Consider the following 15,550-nt stretch of genomic DNA (forward strand, 5'->3'; position numbering starts at 1 on the left):
CGCGGCCTGATCCGAACGCAGCTCCCCGCAGGCCTGCCCGATCCGCGACGCCGAGACGGCGGAGCCCGGCCCCCTTCCTCGTGCGCGCGACCCCGTGCGCGCGACCGAGACCGCGCTGCGAGCCTCCGTCGTGGGATCGCTCGCGCCATGGTGGCGCAGGCCGTGCCCGGGACCGAACCGGTTCCCCGCGCCGAGGGTTTTTACCGGGTCTGCCGGCTGTCGCGTACCGGCCTGCCGGAGTGCGTGATGACGCTGGACCACGACGGAACCGCCCCCCTGCCCTCAGCGGAGGACGCGCGCCCTCTCCGGGTGGTGGTGGCCGTGCCCGTCCGCAATGAGGCCGAGCGGATCGGAGCCTGCCTCGCGGCCTTCGCGGCCCAGGGGGAGATCGGGACGCGCGGACTCGGCATCGTCCTGTTCCTCAACAATTGCACCGACGCGACGGCGGCGGTGGTCGCCTCCCTTCGCCCGCACCTGCCCTTTCCGGTCCGCGTGATCGCGCGCGTCTCCGCGGGGGCCAATGCCGGCTGGGCCCGGCGCGAGGCCATGGAGGAAGCCGCCCGCTGGCTGGAGGCGGCGGGCGCCCGCGACGGCGTCATCCTGACCTCCGACGCGGACAGCCGTGTGGCGCCGGACTGGGTCGCCCGCAATCTCGCCGCCATCGCGGCGGGCGCCGATGCCGTGGCCGGCCGGATCGCCCTCGATGCGGACGACGCGGCGCGGCTGCCCGCGGCCCTGCACGCCCGCGGAAGGCTGGAGGGCACCTACGAGGCGCTCCTCACCGAGCTGGAGGCGCGGATCGACCCGATCCCGCACGATCCCTGGCCGCGGCATTGGACCACCTCCGGCGCGACCCTCGCCGTTCGCCTGCCCGTCTATCGCCAGGTCGGCGGCATGCCGGCCCTGGCGGTCGGCGAGGACCGGGCCTTCGTTTCCTCGCTCCTGTCGAGCGACGCGCGGGTGCGGCACGATCCCGACATCGTCGTCGTGACCTCGGGCCGGCTCGACGGGCGGGCCCCGGGCGGCGCGGCCGATACGATGAAGCGGCGCTGCGCGATCCCGGAGAGTCCGTGCGACCCGCGCCTGGAGGCCTTGCCGCGGGCCCTGTTCCGCTTCGCCGCGCGGCGATGGCTGCGGCGGCTGCATGCGAGCGGGCGCCTCGCCCGCACCGCCCTGTGGGCGCCCTGGCTCGGCCTTCGCGCCGATCGCGCGCGGGCGATCGCGGATTTGCCGAGCCTCGGCGCGGTGCTCGCGGTGGCGGAGCTGGAAAGCCCCCGCCTCGTCCATCACCCGCTGCGGCCCTCGCAGCTCCCGGCCCGGATCCGGCAGGCGCGGGCCTGCCTGGCCCTGCTCCGCGCGGGCCGGGGCTTCGTCGCCGGCCGCCTGCCCCGACCGGGGGCGGCGACCGTGATGGAGGGGGCCGCCAAGCCGCCCATCGAGCGGGCGGGCCATGCCTGAGACGGCGCGCCTCGCCTATCGCATCCAGAAGCACGCCGCGCGGCGGCTGCATTACGATGTCCGGCTGGAGCTCGGCGGCGTCCTGAAGAGCTGGGCGGTCACGCGCGGGCCGAGCCTCGTCGCCGGCGCGCGGCGTCTCGCCGTCGCGGTGGAGGATCACGGCCTGGACTATGCCGATTACGAGGGAGTGATCGCGCCGGGCCGCTACGGGGCCGGCGTCGTGCTGCTGTGGGACCGCGGCCACTGGGTGCCGGAGGACAGCGACCCCCGGTCCGCGCTGGATTCGGGGTCGCTCGCCTTCACCCTGCACGGGGAGAAGCTGCGGGGACGCTGGCGGCTCATGCGGATGAAGACGCGGGGGGGCGCGCGGCAGGTCTCCTGGCTGCTGGTCAAATCCAGGGACGAGGCGGCCCGCGGACCCGGCGCGCCGGACATTCTGGACGAACAGCCGCGGTCGGTTCTGACCGGCCGCACGATCGAGGAGATCGCCGCCGCGGCGGTCTGACGGGAGCGCAGCAGATGGACCAGGCGACGCCGCTCAATCTGGCCTACGACGCGATCGCGGCCGCGCGGGACGTGGCCTCCACGGCCGCCGCACGCGCGGAGGCGCAGGACCACGACGGCGGCTTCCCCGCCGAGGACGTCGCCGATCTCGCCCGCCTCGGGCTGCTCGCCGCGCCGGTTCCGGCGGAGGAACGGGGCGCCGGCCTCGGCGGGGAGCCGGGGGCCCGGGATCTCGCCGAGGTGCTGCGCCTCGTCGGCTATGGCAGCCTCCCCCTCGGTCGGCTCTACGAGGGCCACGTCAATGCCCTCCAGCTGGTGGCCCGCTACGGCGAGGCCGGCCAGCGCGCCCGCCTGTTCGCCGATGCGCGCGACGGACACCTCTTCGGCGTCTGGAACACGGAGCCGCCCGAGGGCGGCCTGACCCTCGACTCCGGCACCGGCGGCGTGAGCCTGCGGGGCGTGAAGACCTTCGCCTCGGGGGCCGGCTTCGTGACGCGCGCCCTCGTGACCGGACGCCGCCCGGGGGAGGCCGAGCCGCTGATGCTGCTGGTGCCCCTGGAGCCCGGAACCCGCGCCGATCTCTCCGCCTGGCGGGCACAGGGCATGCGCGCCTCGGCCACCGGCACCGTCGATTTCGGCGGCCTCGCCGTCCCCCCGGATGCCATCCTCGGCGGGCCGGACGACTACCATCGGCAGCCGGCCTTCTCGGGCGGCGCCTGGCGGTTCGCGGCGGTCCAGCTCGGCGGCATCGAGGCGGTGTTCGATGCCTGGCGCGCCCATCTCGGCCGGCACGGGCGCGGCGCCGACCCGCACCAGCTCGCGCGCCTCGGCGAGGGCGCCATCGCGGTCGAGACCGCCCGGCACTGGGTGGGCCGGGCGGCCGCCCTCGCCACGGAGGAGGCCCTTCCCGCGGATCGGATCGTCGCCTTCGTCAATCTGGCGCGCCTGGCCGTCGAGCGCGCGGGCCTCGAGGTGCTGCAGCTCGCCCAGCGTTCCGTCGGTCTGCAGGGCTTCCTGCGCGGGCACCCGCTGGAGCGGCGCGCGCGCGATCTCGCCACCTATCTGCGCCAGCCGGCGCCCGACCGGGCCCTCACGACGGCCGCCGCCGCGGTGCTGTCCGCGGAGGGGCCGGCGGGGGAGCTTTGGATCGCGGAGGGGAAACGCTGATGCGGGCGGACGCTTTCCTCGCGGCTGCCGAGACGCTGCCCTTCGCCGATCTCCGCACCCTGGCCGGGGGCGGCGGCCTCGTGGTGATCGCCCCGCATCCGGACGACGAGAGCCTCGGCTGCGGCGGCCTGATCGCCCAGGCCCGTGCCCGGGGCATGCCCGTGCGCCTCGTCGTCGTGAGCGACGGCGCCGGCTCGCACCCGAACTCGCCGAGCTACCCGCCCGAGCGGCTGCGGGCCCTGCGCGAAGCGGAGACCCTGGCCGCCGGGCGGGCCCTCGGTCTCGACGCGGACAGCATCCATTTCCTGGGCCTGCCCGACCGGTTCGTGCCGGCCTCCGGCCCCGCGGCGGAGTCTGCGGCCGAGGCCATCGCCGCGCTCGCCCGCGCCTGCGGAGCGAGCGCCCTGTTCGTGACCTGGGCCCACGATCCGCATGGCGATCACCAGGCCGCCGCGGCCCTGGCCGGACTCGCCCGCCGCCGCCTTGGGGACGTGCGCCTCTTCGCCTATCCGATCTGGGGCTGGACGCTGCCCGGGGAGACGGAGGTAGGGGCCGCCCCGCGCGGGGTTCGCCTCGACATTGCGGGCGAACTCGCCGCGAAGGGCGCGGCGATCGCCGCCCACCGCTCGCAGACGACCGACCTCATCGACGACGATCCCGACGGGTTCCGGCTCGAGCCGACCATGCTGGCCCGCTTCGCCCGCCCCTTCGAGATCTTCCTGGAGATGCGGCCGTGACCCGCCACACGACCTCCCTGCCCCCCGACTATTTCGAGGCGCGCTACGCCGCCGATCCGGACCCCTGGCGCTTCGCCACGAGCGCCTACGAGCGCGCGAAATACGCCGCCACCCTGGCGGCCCTGCCCCGCGCCCGCTACGCCTCGGCCCTGGAGATCGGCTGCTCCATCGGCGTCCTGACGCAGGCGCTGGCCGGCCGGTGCGCGCGCCTGCTCGGGCTCGATGTCGCGGAATCGGCCCTCCGCCAGGCCCGGGAGCGCTGCGGCGGCCTCGACCATGTCCGCTTCGAGGCCAGGCAGGTCCCCGGGCAATGGCCGGACGGGGCCTTCGACCTGATCCTGCTCTCGGAGGTGGTCTATTATCTCGATGCGTCCGACGTGGGGCGTCTGGCGGAGCGCGTGCGCGCGAGCCTGCCGCCGGGCGGGGACGTCGTGCTGGTGCATTGGACGGGGGAGACGCATTACCCGCTGACGGGGGACGAGGCGGCCCGCCTCTTCATCGAGGCCACGGGCGGCTTCCTGCATTGCGTCGGGCAGGAGCGGACGCCCACATACCGCCTCGACGTCCTGCACCGATCTGCGAAAAACGCTCCGGCGGGACGCGCCTGAGGCGGGGCCCGGCGATCGACGGCCGGAACCCCGGATGCGCGGTGTCAGAGCGCCGCTTCGATCTCATCCTCGCGGACCGCCCGCTCGGCGAAGCCCGAACGGATGCGATAGGAGACTTCGCCGGACTGGTCCGCCGGCATCAGGCGGACGATCTCCGCCACGTCGGCGAAGCCGGTCTTGTCCGCCAGGGAGACGGGACGCAGGCGCTTCACCCGCTGGCCGAGCTTGAACTTGTGGGACATGACATCCTCCTGTGACGGGACGGCCTGCGCTCAGCGGCGCAGCTTGATCTTGGCCTTGCGCGCGGCGTAGCGCGCGTCGCGCTCGGCCTTCTGGGCGGCCTGGGCCGCCCGGGCTCGCTCGGCCATGGCCTCGCGCTCGGCGGCCTGCCGGGCGACCTCGGCCTGACGCGCCGCCTCGGCCTCGGCGGCCTTGCGCTCCTCCTCGGCGAGGCGAGCGAGTTCGCGCTGCTCGACACGCGCGGCCCGGGCCTCGGCGATGGCCCGGCGCTCGGCGGTGCGGGCCATCACGGCCGGGTCATCCGCGCCGGGGCGGCGGCGGAAGCGCTCGAGCATAGCCTGGCGCGCCTGCTGCTGAGCGGAAAGACGTCCGTCGAGTGCCGTCTGGTTGCTGAAGCTCACGTAGGATCCTTGCTGTGACCCGCGCCGCGAGGGGCTGGTCTCGGAAACGATGGTGCGAAAAAGCGAAGAAGCCGCCCCGTGGGGAGCGGCTTCGAAACATGGGCCGAAGAGACGGCTCAAGCGTTCTGGAGGTTGCCGGCCGACTGCTTCCCGGAGCGGCGATCCGTCTCCATCTCGTAGGAGACCTTCTGGCCCTCGACGAGGCCGCGCATTCCGGCGCGCTCCACGGCGGAGATGTGGACGAACACGTCCTTGGAGCCATCATCCGGCTGGATGAAGCCGAAGCCCTTCTGATCGTTGAACCATTTGACGGTACCGGTGCTCATTTTATCCCTGTCGCTTCGCAGGCAGTCATGCGTAGGCACTTCGCCGCCTTGCAGCGGCAAAATAGTCGAAACCGATAGAAGACGAGAAATTCCGAACCGCCCTGCGAAGGCGAATACGGCCCAAATTCCGGGCTTAGATCGATAGACAATCAGTAGACCTTTACAACCCTCGCGGCAAGTCCCCAGGAAAAATTATGGAAAACGGCCGCAGAATTCATCTGCCGCACCGTGATTTTGATCGAAACGGTGCCTGTCATCGTATTTTTCTCGCCGCTTTTGCCTCGCTCCCGGCCGATGCCCTTGCCAGCGGCGTGACGGGGATGCGCGCGGCTTAACCTGAATTTAGCGGCGCGGACCGTTCAAGAGTCCGGGAGCCCGGCACGCTCCCGGCGGATCGTCCTCGTTCCGCCGCGTTCTGCATCGAGCCGTGTGAGCCCGGAGGTGAGGCTCATGAGGTCTGCGCATTCGATCTGCTGGCCCTCGGGCATCGCGGTCATCGTCGCCTGTTGGCTGATGGCGGCGCCGGCCCGCGCCGCCCCTCCGGCCGGCGACGACCTCGCCTTCCTCAATGCCCTGACCTGGGGCGCGAACGCTTCGAGCTACGCCGAACTGCACGCCAAGGGCCGGGAACGCTGGCTGCGCGAGCAGCTGCACCCCGCCGCGGCGGTGACCTTGCCCCCGGCCGCCGAAGCCGTGGCTGCGCCCCTGATACGGTCGGTCCCCCTGATCGACCGGGCCCGCGCGTTCGAGGCACAGCAGAAGGCGGCCCAGGCGGAGCCCGAAGGCGAGCCGCGCAAGGCGGCGCATCAGCTCTACCAGGCCGCCCTGAACACCGAGGCGCGGGACGCCGCGGCGCTCACGCTGATCCGGGCCCTCTACGCGCCCGATCAGATCCGCGAGCGCCTGACCTGGTTCTGGTTCAACCGCTTCAACGTTCACCAGCACAAGGCGAATCTGCGGCTGCTCGTCGGCGACTACGTCGACACGGCCATCCGTCCCCACGCCCTCGGCCGGTTTCGCGACCTGCTGATGGCGACGCTGCGCCACCCGGCCATGCTGCGCTACCTCGACAATGCCGAGAACGCCGCCGGCCATCTCAACGAGAACTACGCCCGCGAGATCATGGAGCTGCACACCCTGGGCGTCGGCGCCGGCTACAGCCAGGCCGATGTCGAGGCGCTGGCGCGCATCCTCACCGGGGTCGGCATCGACAGCCGGCCCGACGATCCGAAGCTCAAGCCCGAGCGGCAGGGCGACCTCGTCCGCGAGGGCCTGTTCCTCTTCAATCCGGCCCGGCACGATTACAGCGACAAGGTCCTGCTCGGCCACCCGATCCGAGGCCGCGGCTTCGCGGAGATCGAGGAGGCCGTCGATCTCCTCTGCCGCCACCCCGCGACCGCTCGCAACGTGTCCCGCGCCCTGGCCAGCTACTTCACGGGCCGGGCGCCGGCCGAGGCCCTGGTGGACCGGCTCGCCGCCGTGTTCACGCGCAGCGACGGCGACGTCGCCGCGGTCATGGACGCCCTGGTCCATGCGCCGGACTTCGCCGCGGCCCTGGGCCAGCAGACCAAGGACCCCGTCCGCTACGTGCTTTCGGCCGTCCGCCTCGCCTATGACGGGCGCGTGGTGCTCAATACCGGCCCCATCCAGAACTGGCTGAACCGGCTGGGCGAGGGCCTGTTCAACCGCTCGACGCCCGACGGCTACCCGCTCGGCCCCGAAGCCTGGACCGGGCCGGGACAGATGATGACCCGCTTCGAGGTCGCCCGGCAGCTCGGCTCGGGGTCCGCCGGCCTGTTCAGGCCGCCCGGCCCAGATGCGGTGGAGGAGCCCGCCTTCCCGCTGTTGCAGAACGCGCTCTACTTCTCCGTCCTGTCCCGCGCGCTGAGCGCGAGCACCCGCGCGGCCCTGGACCGGGCCATCTCCCCGCAGGACTGGAACACCCTCTACCTGTCCTCGCCCGAGTTCATGCAGTGAGGAGGATCGCGATGGATCGGCGGGACCTGCTCGGCGCGGCTCTGGCGCTGCCTCTCATGACGACCTCCGGGCGAGTCTGGGCCGCCCCACAGGCGGATACGCGGCTGCTCGTGGTCTTCCTCCGCGGCGCCTACGACGCGGCCAACACCGTCATCCCGACGGGAAGCGACTTCTACTACCAGGCGCGCCCGCACCTGGCCCTGGCCCGGGCGAACTCAGCCGATCCGGCGGCCGCCCTGCCGCTCGATGCGGAGTGGAGCCTGCATCCCGCGCTGCGCGACACGATCCTGCCGCTCTATGCCCAGGGACAGGCCGCCTTCGTGCCGTTCGCGGGCACCGACGACCTCACCCGCAGCCACTTCGAAACGCAGGACACGATCGAGCTCGGCCAGAGCCTCGGCGGCACCCGCGACTACAATTCCGGCTTCATGGGGCGTATGGCCGCCGAGCTGACCCGGGGCCGGCCGATCAGCTTCACCGAGCAGATGCCCCTCGTCTTCCGGGGCGGCGAGACGGTGCCGAACATCGCCATCAACGGGGTCGGCAAGCCCGGCATCGACGACCGGCAAGCGAAGCTGATCACCGCGATGTACGGCAACAGCGCCCTGCGCGCCGCCGTCGAGGAGGGCTTCCGGGTCCGCGACGAGGTCTATCACACGATCTCGGAGCATCAGGCACAGGCCGATCGCGGCGCCGTGTCCCCCAAGGGCTTCGAGCTCTCGGCCCGGCGCATCGGCCGGCTCATGCGCGAGGCCTTCAACCTCGGCTTCGTCGATGTCGGTGGCTGGGACACGCATGTGAACCAGGGCGCCGCGACGGGCTACCTCGCCGACCGGCTCGGCGAGCTCGGGAGAGGGCTCGCGGGGTTCCAGCAGGAGATCGGCGCGGGCTGGAGCCAGACGGTGGTGGTGGTGCTGTCGGAATTCGGGCGGACCTTCCGGGAGAACGGCAATCGCGGCACCGATCACGGGCACGGCAGCGTCTACTGGGTGCTCGGCGGCGGGGTGCGCGGCGGCCGCATCGCCGGGCCGCAGGTCCGGGCGGACGAGGCCCACCTCTTTCAGAACCGGGACTTTCCGGTCCTCACCGATTACCGCGCCCTCCTCGCCGGCCTGTTCCAGCGCCTCTACGGGCTCGACCAGCGCGCCCTGGCGCGCGTCTTCGCCGAGGTCACGCCCGCCGATCTCGGCCTGTTGTGAGGGGTGGGGGCGCTCCGGCTCGCGGGAGGACGCGGACCGGACAGAGCCGTCCCCTCGGGTTCGCGCATCCCGCTCTTCGCGGTCACGAGGCGGCGATCGCACCCGCTGCGAAACACCACGACGAGAAAGACGTCCAAAGCCGCAAGAGCATTATTGCCTGAATAGACAGCCTTCTATTCCATGACTTGCGGGTTCAATCTGCTGAAATTGAATGGAACCTGCAACGTTGCCGAAAAAGATAGGCCCTGCGCATTCGAGTAATAATCCACCCCGCTGATCGTCAGAAGAACCAGGCCCGAAAGAGACAGAAATATCGAAATTTGCATGATCATGGATCGGACCCAGATGATCCTGACCGTAGCGCCAAACTCGCGTGCGGCGGATGCGTAATGATCCACATCCCCCCAATGCACCCAGAAAAGATTGATCAGCAGGACCGTGGACACAACCAGGGACACGAGAGAGGCATTGATAAGTTCCTTATGCGCGTCCAGAGCCCGCTCCAGATTAGCGATGACAATCAATATCGAATTGAACGGCAATATCCCCCGCGCTTTATTGATCAATCTATCGACAATTCGATCGAGATACAATAACGCAGCCCCAGCTTGGGTAACATCTCCCTCATCCGGAAAAATTTTTCCCGTGTATCGCTTCCACATGTTCTCTCGGAAGATACGGACCTCCGCATAAGAAAGCGGAACGCCCAGCCGTATCTTCATAAATCTGAATGCCGACGACATGGTCCGAACCTCCAGCAATCGATATTCTCTGGATGCGCGAAAATTTTGCGTCAATCAATGAGTGATCACTACGATGATCGTCGTGCGCATATTTCAAAGATCACAATAAGAAGAATATATATTATATGCATCGACCAATTTCGATTGCGAAAAAATCGATATAAGCAAACCAATCCCATTCACGGACCCATCCAGCCCGCGATCACGCTACAGACGGTATGCGATATTCAAGAACATGGAATGAGTCAGAATTGAACTTTGGCAATCTCACGACCATAAACCGGCGAGCCGCGCACCGTCGGCCAGAGCCCGCCGCCCTGCGCCCCTGAGAACCGGGCGACCGGTCGAAGGCTTCCGGCACCCTCGAGGAGGCTTTGCCTCCTTCCGCATCCGACGCGCCGTCTGCACCGGATGCCTCGAGGAAGCGAGACGTGACGGGTTTGCGGGCACCGAGCGCGCTTTGGCGTGAGGTGTTTTCCCGATGCCCGGGCCTCGGACCCCGTGCCGGGCCGAGTTTCGTCGCCCGATGGTCGACCCGGTCCGCGTCCGCCGCGATCCGACCGGCCTCCCTCGCGCGTTCGAGCCCTCGGCGAAGACGATCCGCAACTGGGTCGCGGAAGCGAAAACCGCCACCAACCTGATGGCCTCAGGCGGGTGGCGCTCGATCCTTGTGACACCGCGCCGTCTTTCGAAGAACCGGCATCCACCTCATCGGAATGCAGTTCGATCGTGAAACGCCTCCGGAGAATCGCAAACGATATATTAAGATATCGGCAAGTCGCCGCCTTCGGCGGGCCAGCAAGTCACACAACTTGCAGAATAAACAAAATAATACATTTCTACTTTTAGTATATGCTGCAGTTATGCAAGTATTAACCAACACATTTCTGGATCGTCGCGTAATATAACTGTTGCAAGGCCGCTACATACTCTTAAGGACTGATCTGATACATCATGCCCATCGATAAATCTGGAGTGGAAATAGCTCGGCCATGATCAAGGTTCTGTCATCTCTGGTTGCATTCACGGCCCTCACGGCCGCGGCGTCCGCCGCCGATCTGCCGCGGCGCGCTGCACCGCCGGCGCCGGTCTTCACGCCGGTTCCGGTGTTCACCTGGACCGGCTTCTATCTCGGCGGCAATGCCGGCTACGCCTTCACCACCCGTGAGAGCAGCAAGCGGAACGCCGCCTTCCTGATCGACGATTCCGATATCGGCACGGTCGGGGGCACGTTCAGCTTCAACAACCGGGGCCAGAACGGCTTCACCGGCGGTCTGCAGGTCGGCGCCAACTACCAGTTCACCCCCGGCAGCGGCTTCGTGATCGGCGTCGAGGCGGACGCGCAGTATCTCGATGCCGGACGCCGCCGCTCCGGCGTGCTCGCCGGCCGCGGCACCGTCCTGAACCCCGACACGGTCTTCTTCGATCCGCGGGCCACGGCGGGCATGGAGTATTTCGGGACCGTGCGCGGCCGCCTCGGCTACGCCTTCGACCGCACCCTCGTCTACGCCACCGGCGGCTACGCCTATGGCGGCGGCAGCGAGAACCGCTACTTCGGCGTCACCGACAACGCCCAGATGCGGACCGGCTGGACCGTGGGCGGCGGCGTCGAGTACGCCCTCCCGACCGACTCCTTCCTGAACTTCTTCAAGTCGTCCGCCGTGACGCTGAAGGTGGAAGGCCTCTACGTGAACGTCCAGCGCAACCAGGGCACCGCCCTCCTCGCCGTCAACACCGAGACGGGCGACCTCTACCTGCGCACGCCGGACCGCCGCTCCCTCGGCGACGACTTCGCCGTCGTGCGCGCCGGCGTGAACTACAAGTTCGGCAGCTACTGAGACGAACCGGCGCGAGGACGGTATCCGTCCTCGCGCCGGTGCGGTGAAGGCGTCCTTCGTTCGACCGTCGCATCCCCAGCCCGATCAACCTGGCGCGGCGTCGATACCGCCCCGGAAGCTTACCGCTTCCGGGGTTTTCCCCATGGCGGTGGCTGGCAGGCCGCACCGACGGAGCAGGGGGTGCCGTCTTCGGGCCCGCGGGTTCGGCCGCTCGCCCTGCATGGCCGCGCCCACCGCCACACCGGATCGCTTCCGGTGTCGAGCCGGGCTTCTCTTCAGGATGCCCCCGTCCGCCTCGATGGCGGCTCCATTTTCGGAGAGCGATCATGGATCTCAAGATCGTCTTTGCCGTTGCCATCCCCCTGGCCACCGTGATCGTCGCGATCGCCTGGGCTGCCCTCGTCGCCCGTGGCATGAACAAGGCTTTCGTTTAGGCGCCCTCACGCGCTTTCCCAGCGTCCGACAGGATCCGCCGGGTCGGGGATCGGGGCAGAACCGCCAACCGACATGGGTGTGCCGGAGATCTGGCGGCTCAAGCAGCGGGAGGACGAGAACAGCACGCTGAAACGGCTGGTCACCGATCTGCCGCTCGACCGCCGGCAGCCGACATCACGCTCGCCCCATCGATCGCTTTTTCGCGGCAAACGACCACTGATAGTGGAGCCGAGACAAGGCACAGGGCGGCTTGCGCGAGCGGGCCGCCCTTTTTGCTGCCGGATTGCCATCCGTCACCCTTCGACGGAACGAAGGCAGTCCAAGCGTTCTCGATTTGACTTCTGGAAAAGGGAAAACGAGGCCTGAAGGCCACGCTCGCTAAGTGCCCGTAAACAAAGCGTAAAATGGTCGGAGTGGCGGGATTCGAACCCACGACCCCTAGTCCCCCAGACTAGTGCGCTAACCGGGCTGCGCTACACTCCGACGCCGCGAGGCCCGGCGCTCTTAGCTTCCCGGCGGCTCCGCCGCAACCCCGAAATCAGCGATGATGAGGCGGCGCTGTACCGGAGCGGGGTTCCGCGCCGGGCGGGACCGCCGCCGCGGTGGTCGTCATGCCCGGCCAAACCGATCTATGGAGCGCAGGGCCGGGCTTCCCCGCACCGCGCCCATCCTCGAAAGGGACGAATGCCCTCCTCCGCGCTCGCCTTCGACCTGACGCGCCTGATCACCCGCCTGCGGCATGCCAGCCCCACGGGGATCGACCGGGTCGATCTCGCCTATGCCCGCCGCTACCTCGCCGGGCCGGGCCAGCGCTTCGGTGTGGTGCTCACGCCCCGGGGGATGCGGGTGCTGCCCCAAGAAGCGGCGCGCCGCATCGTCGAGGCGGTCGCGGACGGCTGGACCGAGAACCGCACGGCGGAGGCGGACCCGGTCTATCGCCGGCTCGCCGGGCTCCCGCCCCTGGCGGCGGCGGGGGGCGCGACCGCTTCCGGGGCGCTGCACCGGCGGCGCCGGCAGGCGGAAGCCCTGCTGCGCACCGCGCGGGCGGGCGGCGTCGACGCGCTGCCCGCGGGCACGGTCTATCTCCACACCTCGCATCTGCGCCTCGACCTGCCGGGGCGGTTCGACTGGCTCTATGGCCGCACCGACATCCGGCCGGTCTTCTTCGTGCACGACCTCATCCCGATCACCCATCCGGAATACGGGCGGGCGGGCGAAGCCGAGCGCCATGGAAGGCGCCTCGCGACCGTGGCGGCCCATGCCGCGCATGTACTGGTCAATTCGCGGGATACGGGGGCGCGGTTCGACGCCCATTGCGCGCAAGCGGGCCTGCGCCGGCCGCCCGCGCGCCTCGCCCCCCTCGGCGTCGAACCCGCCTTCCTCGCCCGGGACGCGGCGGCGCCGACGCTGGCGCGGCCGACCTTCCTCGTCTGCGGCACCATCGAGCCGCGCAAGAATCACCTGCTGCTGCTGCATGTCTGGCGGGCGCTGGCGGAGAGGCTCGGCCCGGCCACGCCGCGCCTCCTCGTGATCGGCCGCCGGGGCTGGGAGATCGAGCACGTCGTCGACATGCTCGACCGCTGCACGGCCCTGCACGGCCATGTCGAGGAGGTGCGCGGGCTGACCACGCCGGGCCTGGCGCGGCTGATGCGGGGGGCGACGGCGCTGCTGATGCCGTCCTTCGCGGAGGGCTACGGCCTGCCCGTCGTGGAGGCCGCCGCCGCCGGCCTTCCGGTGGTGGCGTCCGATCTCCCGGTCCATCGCGAGATCGCCGGCGCGGCTGCGCATTTCCTCGACCCCCTGGACGGGCCGGGCTGGCGGGACGCGGTCCTGGCCCTGAGCGAACCGGCCTCTCCCCTGAGGCGCCAGCTCGCCGCGCGGCTCGACGCCTTCCGGCCGCCGAGCTGGGAGGCGCATTTCGAGACCGTTGACGCCGTCCTGGACGATCTCGGCGCCGGGCCGCGCCCCTCCCTGCAACCGTAGCGAGCACGAGGTGATTGCGCGCCGGCCCGCTGATGAATATGAAAATTCATCAGCGCGACCGTTGCGCCTCCCGGCGCCGTCGTTCACCGTCCCGGTCGCGCTTCCGCGCGGGCCTGCCCCGATCCGAAACGGTCGGGCCGGCTTCCCCACCATGGCTACGAGCGCCCCGTCCCCGATGCCGAAGCGGCCTCCGTCGCGGCGGGAGGCGTTCCAGGGAACGACAGCGATGAAGGTCGTCGATCTCGATCGGGACACGGTCAAGCAGGGGCTGGCGGACGGCTCGCTGCTGCTGATCGATGTGCGCGAGGACTATGAATTCACCCGGGGCCACATCCCGGGCTCGGTCTCGCGGCCGCTCTCCAGCCTCGATCCGGCGGAGATCCGGGCGCTGGTCCAGGCGGACGGGCGCCGGCCGGTCTTCTCCTGCGCCTCGGGCGTGCGCTCGGTCCACGCGCTCGCGGCGGTTCAGAATGCCGGCCTCGACCTGGTCGAGCATTACGCCGGCGCCTTCAAGGACTGGTACGGCGCCGGCGAGCCGATCGAGACCTGACCCCGCCGATCGTTCCATCGCCGTCGATAACATGTGCGCGAGCGCACACCACGGACCTTCTCCGCCCCCTAGGTCGCGGAAGGCAGGGAATAGAATGATGCGAAAGCTTCGGCTGTTGCGCCTCGTCGTCTCCGGAGTTTTTGCCGGATCGACCGCGGCGGGTCTCGGGGATGCGGCATGGGCCCAGGCACCGGGCATGCCGCCACCCACCGTCACCGTCGCCAAGCCGGTGGTGAAGGAAATCGTCGAGCAGGACCAGTATACCGGCCGCTTCGACCCGATCGAGTTCGTCGAGGTGCGCGCCCGCGTCACCGGCTATCTCGACAAGATCATGTTCCAGGACGGCGCGGACGTGAAGAAGGGCGAGACGCTCTTCGTGATCGACCGGCGGCCCTACAAGGCGGCCCTGGAGCAGGCGCAGGCCGCTCTGACCTCCGCCAAGGCGCGGCTCGCCTTCAGCCAGACCGACCTCGAGCGCGCCCAGGTGCTCTCCAAGGGCGGCAACATCTCCGAGCAGGTCACCGACCAGCGCCGCCAGGCCTCGCAGACCGCGCAGGCCGATGTGGACAGCGCGGAGGCGGCCCTGCGCAACGCCCAGCTCAACTACGACTTCACCGAGGTGAAGTCGCCGATCAACGGGCGCATCAGCCAGCGCGCGGTGACGGAGGGCAACATCGTCATCACCGACCAGACGCTGCTGACGACGATCGTCTCCCTCGACCCGATCTATTTCGGCTTCACCGTCGACGAGAAGTCGTTCCTGAAATATCAGGCCTCCCTCGGCATCGGCATGGGCCAGATGCAGCGCGGCAAGGGCGCGCCGATCATGATCGCCCTGACCGGCGAGAAGAAGCCGACCCACAAGGGCACCCTCGACTTCGTCGACAACCGCGTCGACAACGCCACCGGCACCGTGCTGCTGCGCGCGACCGTCCCCAACGAGGACCGCTTCATCAAGCCGGGCCTGTTCGGCATCGTCTCGATGCCGGCGACCAAGCCCTTCCAGGGCATCCTGCTGCCCGACGACGCGATCTCGGCCAACCAGGACAAGCGCATCGTCTACATCCTCGGCGAGGGCGACAAGGTCGCCGCCAAGCCGGTGCAGCTCGGGCCCCTCGTCGACGGCTACCGCGTGATCCGCGACGGGCTGAAGGGCGACGAGACCGTGGTGATCAATGGCCTCGCGAAGATCCGGCCCGGGGCGCAGGTCAAGGCGGAGCGCAAGGAGCTTCCGCCGGTCAAGGAATGACGGGCGCGGGGGAGCGGCCCCGAACGGCCTCGCTCCCTCGGGCCGGAATGAGACCCGATGCCGGCCTCCGCCGGCCGTGAGACGACGACGCAGCGCCGCCGCCGGCCGCAAGGCCTGAGGCGCGGCAAGAGGTTT

At 69.8% G+C, this 15,550-nt stretch carries 17 protein-coding genes and 1 tRNA gene; 13 read left to right on the plus strand and 5 right to left on the minus strand.

The genetic code is table 11. The features are described 5' to 3' along the window. Nucleotides 1-147 precede the first annotated feature (147 nt). The 5 genes from MFF21_RS19840 to MFF21_RS19860 are packed head-to-tail and all read left to right on the plus strand — an operon-like array spanning nt 148 to nt 4,474. A complete protein-coding gene (locus MFF21_RS19840) occupies nt 148-1,458 on the plus strand; it encodes a glycosyltransferase family 2 protein (RefSeq protein ID WP_238313267.1) in 1,311 nt (436 codons plus the stop codon). Continuing rightward, entirely contained in the window at nt 1,451-1,963 is a 513-nt protein-coding gene (locus tag MFF21_RS19845; RefSeq protein ID WP_308445694.1) for a DNA polymerase ligase N-terminal domain-containing protein, read from the plus strand. The genes MFF21_RS19840 and MFF21_RS19845 overlap by 8 nt, the downstream gene beginning before the upstream one ends. A gap of 14 nt (nt 1,964-1,977) precedes the next feature. Then, a complete protein-coding gene (locus MFF21_RS19850; RefSeq protein WP_238313269.1) occupies nt 1,978-3,129 on the plus strand; it encodes an acyl-CoA dehydrogenase family protein in 1,152 nt (383 codons plus the stop codon). After that, nucleotides 3,129-3,866 carry a PIG-L deacetylase family protein gene (locus MFF21_RS19855; RefSeq protein ID WP_238313271.1) on the plus strand — a complete coding sequence of 246 codons (738 nt, stop codon included), beginning with the start codon at nt 3,129-3,131 and terminating at the stop codon, nt 3,864-3,866. The genes MFF21_RS19850 and MFF21_RS19855 overlap by 1 nt, the downstream gene beginning before the upstream one ends. Then, the gene (locus MFF21_RS19860; RefSeq protein WP_238313273.1) at nt 3,863-4,474 is read left to right on the plus strand and encodes a class I SAM-dependent DNA methyltransferase; all 612 of its coding nucleotides are present in this window, start codon (nt 3,863-3,865) and stop codon (nt 4,472-4,474) included. The genes MFF21_RS19855 and MFF21_RS19860 overlap by 4 nt, the downstream gene beginning before the upstream one ends. Nucleotides 4,475-4,518: 44 nt before the next feature. On the opposite strand, the gene MFF21_RS19865 is transcribed toward MFF21_RS19860, so the two are convergent. The 3 genes from MFF21_RS19865 to MFF21_RS19875 all read right to left on the minus strand — a co-directional run bounded on the left by MFF21_RS19865 (nt 4,519) and on the right by MFF21_RS19875 (nt 5,441). Further along, nucleotides 4,519-4,716 carry a hypothetical protein gene (locus MFF21_RS19865; protein ID WP_238313274.1) on the minus strand — a complete coding sequence of 66 codons (198 nt, stop codon included), beginning with the start codon at nt 4,714-4,716 and terminating at the stop codon, nt 4,519-4,521. Nucleotides 4,717-4,746: 30 nt separating this feature from the next. Further along, nucleotides 4,747-5,115 (minus strand): DUF6481 family protein, encoded by a 369-nt coding sequence (locus tag MFF21_RS19870; RefSeq protein ID WP_283206545.1) that lies wholly within the window; start codon nt 5,113-5,115, stop codon nt 4,747-4,749. Between the two features lie 116 nt (nt 5,116-5,231). Then, nucleotides 5,232-5,441: a cold-shock protein gene (locus MFF21_RS19875; RefSeq protein WP_238313276.1), complete on the minus strand. Its 210-nt coding sequence runs from the start codon at nt 5,439-5,441 to the stop codon at nt 5,232-5,234. A gap of 194 nt (nt 5,442-5,635) precedes the next feature. Between MFF21_RS19875 and MFF21_RS19880 the strand changes: the two genes are divergently transcribed. The 3 genes from MFF21_RS19880 to MFF21_RS19890 all read left to right on the plus strand — a co-directional run bounded on the left by MFF21_RS19880 (nt 5,636) and on the right by MFF21_RS19890 (nt 8,617). Then, on the plus strand, nt 5,636-5,776 hold the full coding sequence (locus tag MFF21_RS19880; protein WP_238313278.1) for a hypothetical protein: 141 nt from the start codon (nt 5,636-5,638) through the stop codon (nt 5,774-5,776). A gap of 115 nt (nt 5,777-5,891) precedes the next feature. Beyond that, nucleotides 5,892-7,418 (plus strand): DUF1800 domain-containing protein, encoded by a 1,527-nt coding sequence (locus tag MFF21_RS19885; protein ID WP_373325064.1) that lies wholly within the window; start codon nt 5,892-5,894, stop codon nt 7,416-7,418. An 11-nt stretch (nt 7,419-7,429) separates the two neighbouring features. Continuing rightward, entirely contained in the window at nt 7,430-8,617 is a 1,188-nt protein-coding gene (locus tag MFF21_RS19890) for a DUF1501 domain-containing protein (protein WP_238313281.1), read from the plus strand. A 173-nt stretch (nt 8,618-8,790) separates the two neighbouring features. On the opposite strand, the gene MFF21_RS19895 is transcribed toward MFF21_RS19890, so the two are convergent. Beyond that, a complete protein-coding gene (locus MFF21_RS19895; protein ID WP_238313283.1) occupies nt 8,791-9,360 on the minus strand; it encodes a hypothetical protein in 570 nt (189 codons plus the stop codon). Nucleotides 9,361-10,352: 992 nt separating this feature from the next. On the opposite strand from MFF21_RS19895, the gene MFF21_RS19900 reads away from it, so the two are divergent. Together MFF21_RS19900 and MFF21_RS19905 are read left to right on the plus strand one after the other, a co-directional pair. After that, nucleotides 10,353-11,198, plus strand: a complete 846-nt coding sequence (locus MFF21_RS19900; protein WP_238313284.1) for an outer membrane protein — start codon at nt 10,353-10,355, stop codon at nt 11,196-11,198. 507 nt (nt 11,199-11,705) lie between these two features. Then, on the plus strand, nt 11,706-11,999 hold the full coding sequence (locus MFF21_RS19905; RefSeq protein ID WP_238313350.1) for a hypothetical protein: 294 nt from the start codon (nt 11,706-11,708) through the stop codon (nt 11,997-11,999). Nucleotides 12,000-12,038: 39 nt separating this feature from the next. On the opposite strand, the gene MFF21_RS19910 is transcribed toward MFF21_RS19905, so the two are convergent. Then, nucleotides 12,039-12,116, minus strand: a tRNA-Pro gene (locus tag MFF21_RS19910). Nucleotides 12,117-12,317: 201 nt separating this feature from the next. Between MFF21_RS19910 and MFF21_RS19915 the strand changes: the two genes are divergently transcribed. The 3 genes from MFF21_RS19915 to MFF21_RS19925 all read left to right on the plus strand — a co-directional run bounded on the left by MFF21_RS19915 (nt 12,318) and on the right by MFF21_RS19925 (nt 15,415). Beyond that, nucleotides 12,318-13,616 (plus strand): glycosyltransferase family 4 protein, encoded by a 1,299-nt coding sequence (locus MFF21_RS19915; protein ID WP_238313285.1) that lies wholly within the window; start codon nt 12,318-12,320, stop codon nt 13,614-13,616. A gap of 226 nt (nt 13,617-13,842) precedes the next feature. Continuing rightward, nucleotides 13,843-14,166, plus strand: a complete 324-nt coding sequence (locus MFF21_RS19920) for a rhodanese-like domain-containing protein (protein WP_238313286.1) — start codon at nt 13,843-13,845, stop codon at nt 14,164-14,166. Nucleotides 14,167-14,260: 94 nt separating this feature from the next. Further along, complete coding sequence (locus MFF21_RS19925) at nt 14,261-15,415, plus strand: efflux RND transporter periplasmic adaptor subunit (protein WP_373325065.1); 1,155 nt, start codon at nt 14,261-14,263, stop codon at nt 15,413-15,415. The last annotated feature ends 135 nt before the right edge of the window (nt 15,416-15,550 follow it).

The sequence above is a fragment of the Methylobacterium organophilum genome, from assembly GCF_022179465.1.
GTDB classification, from domain to species: domain Bacteria; phylum Pseudomonadota; class Alphaproteobacteria; order Rhizobiales; family Beijerinckiaceae; genus Methylobacterium; species Methylobacterium organophilum.

Bases quoted from the DNA above. Each gene is read 5' to 3' on its own strand.
- MFF21_RS19840 (WP_238313267.1), top strand. From the start codon at position 148: ATGGTGGCGCAGGCCGTGCCCGGGACCGAACCGGTTCCCCGCGCCGAG.
- MFF21_RS19845 (WP_308445694.1), top strand. From the start codon at position 1,451: ATGCCTGAGACGGCGCGCCTCGCCTATCGCATCCAGAAGCACGCCGCG.
- MFF21_RS19850 (WP_238313269.1), top strand. From the start codon at position 1,978: ATGGACCAGGCGACGCCGCTCAATCTGGCCTACGACGCGATCGCGGCC.
- MFF21_RS19855 (WP_238313271.1), top strand. From the start codon at position 3,129: ATGCGGGCGGACGCTTTCCTCGCGGCTGCCGAGACGCTGCCCTTCGCC.
- MFF21_RS19865 (WP_238313274.1), bottom strand. From the start codon at position 4,716: ATGTCCCACAAGTTCAAGCTCGGCCAGCGGGTGAAGCGCCTGCGTCCC.
- MFF21_RS19875 (WP_238313276.1), bottom strand. From the start codon at position 5,441: ATGAGCACCGGTACCGTCAAATGGTTCAACGATCAGAAGGGCTTCGGC.
- MFF21_RS19880 (WP_238313278.1), top strand. From the start codon at position 5,636: ATGGAAAACGGCCGCAGAATTCATCTGCCGCACCGTGATTTTGATCGA.
- MFF21_RS19885 (WP_373325064.1), top strand. From the start codon at position 5,892: ATGAGGTCTGCGCATTCGATCTGCTGGCCCTCGGGCATCGCGGTCATC.
- MFF21_RS19890 (WP_238313281.1), top strand. From the start codon at position 7,430: ATGGATCGGCGGGACCTGCTCGGCGCGGCTCTGGCGCTGCCTCTCATG.
- MFF21_RS19895 (WP_238313283.1), bottom strand. From the start codon at position 9,360: ATGTCGTCGGCATTCAGATTTATGAAGATACGGCTGGGCGTTCCGCTT.
- MFF21_RS19900 (WP_238313284.1), top strand. From the start codon at position 10,353: ATGATCAAGGTTCTGTCATCTCTGGTTGCATTCACGGCCCTCACGGCC.
- MFF21_RS19905 (WP_238313350.1), top strand. From the start codon at position 11,706: ATGGGTGTGCCGGAGATCTGGCGGCTCAAGCAGCGGGAGGACGAGAAC.
- MFF21_RS19915 (WP_238313285.1), top strand. From the start codon at position 12,318: ATGCCCTCCTCCGCGCTCGCCTTCGACCTGACGCGCCTGATCACCCGC.
- MFF21_RS19920 (WP_238313286.1), top strand. From the start codon at position 13,843: ATGAAGGTCGTCGATCTCGATCGGGACACGGTCAAGCAGGGGCTGGCG.
- MFF21_RS19925 (WP_373325065.1), top strand. From the start codon at position 14,261: ATGATGCGAAAGCTTCGGCTGTTGCGCCTCGTCGTCTCCGGAGTTTTT.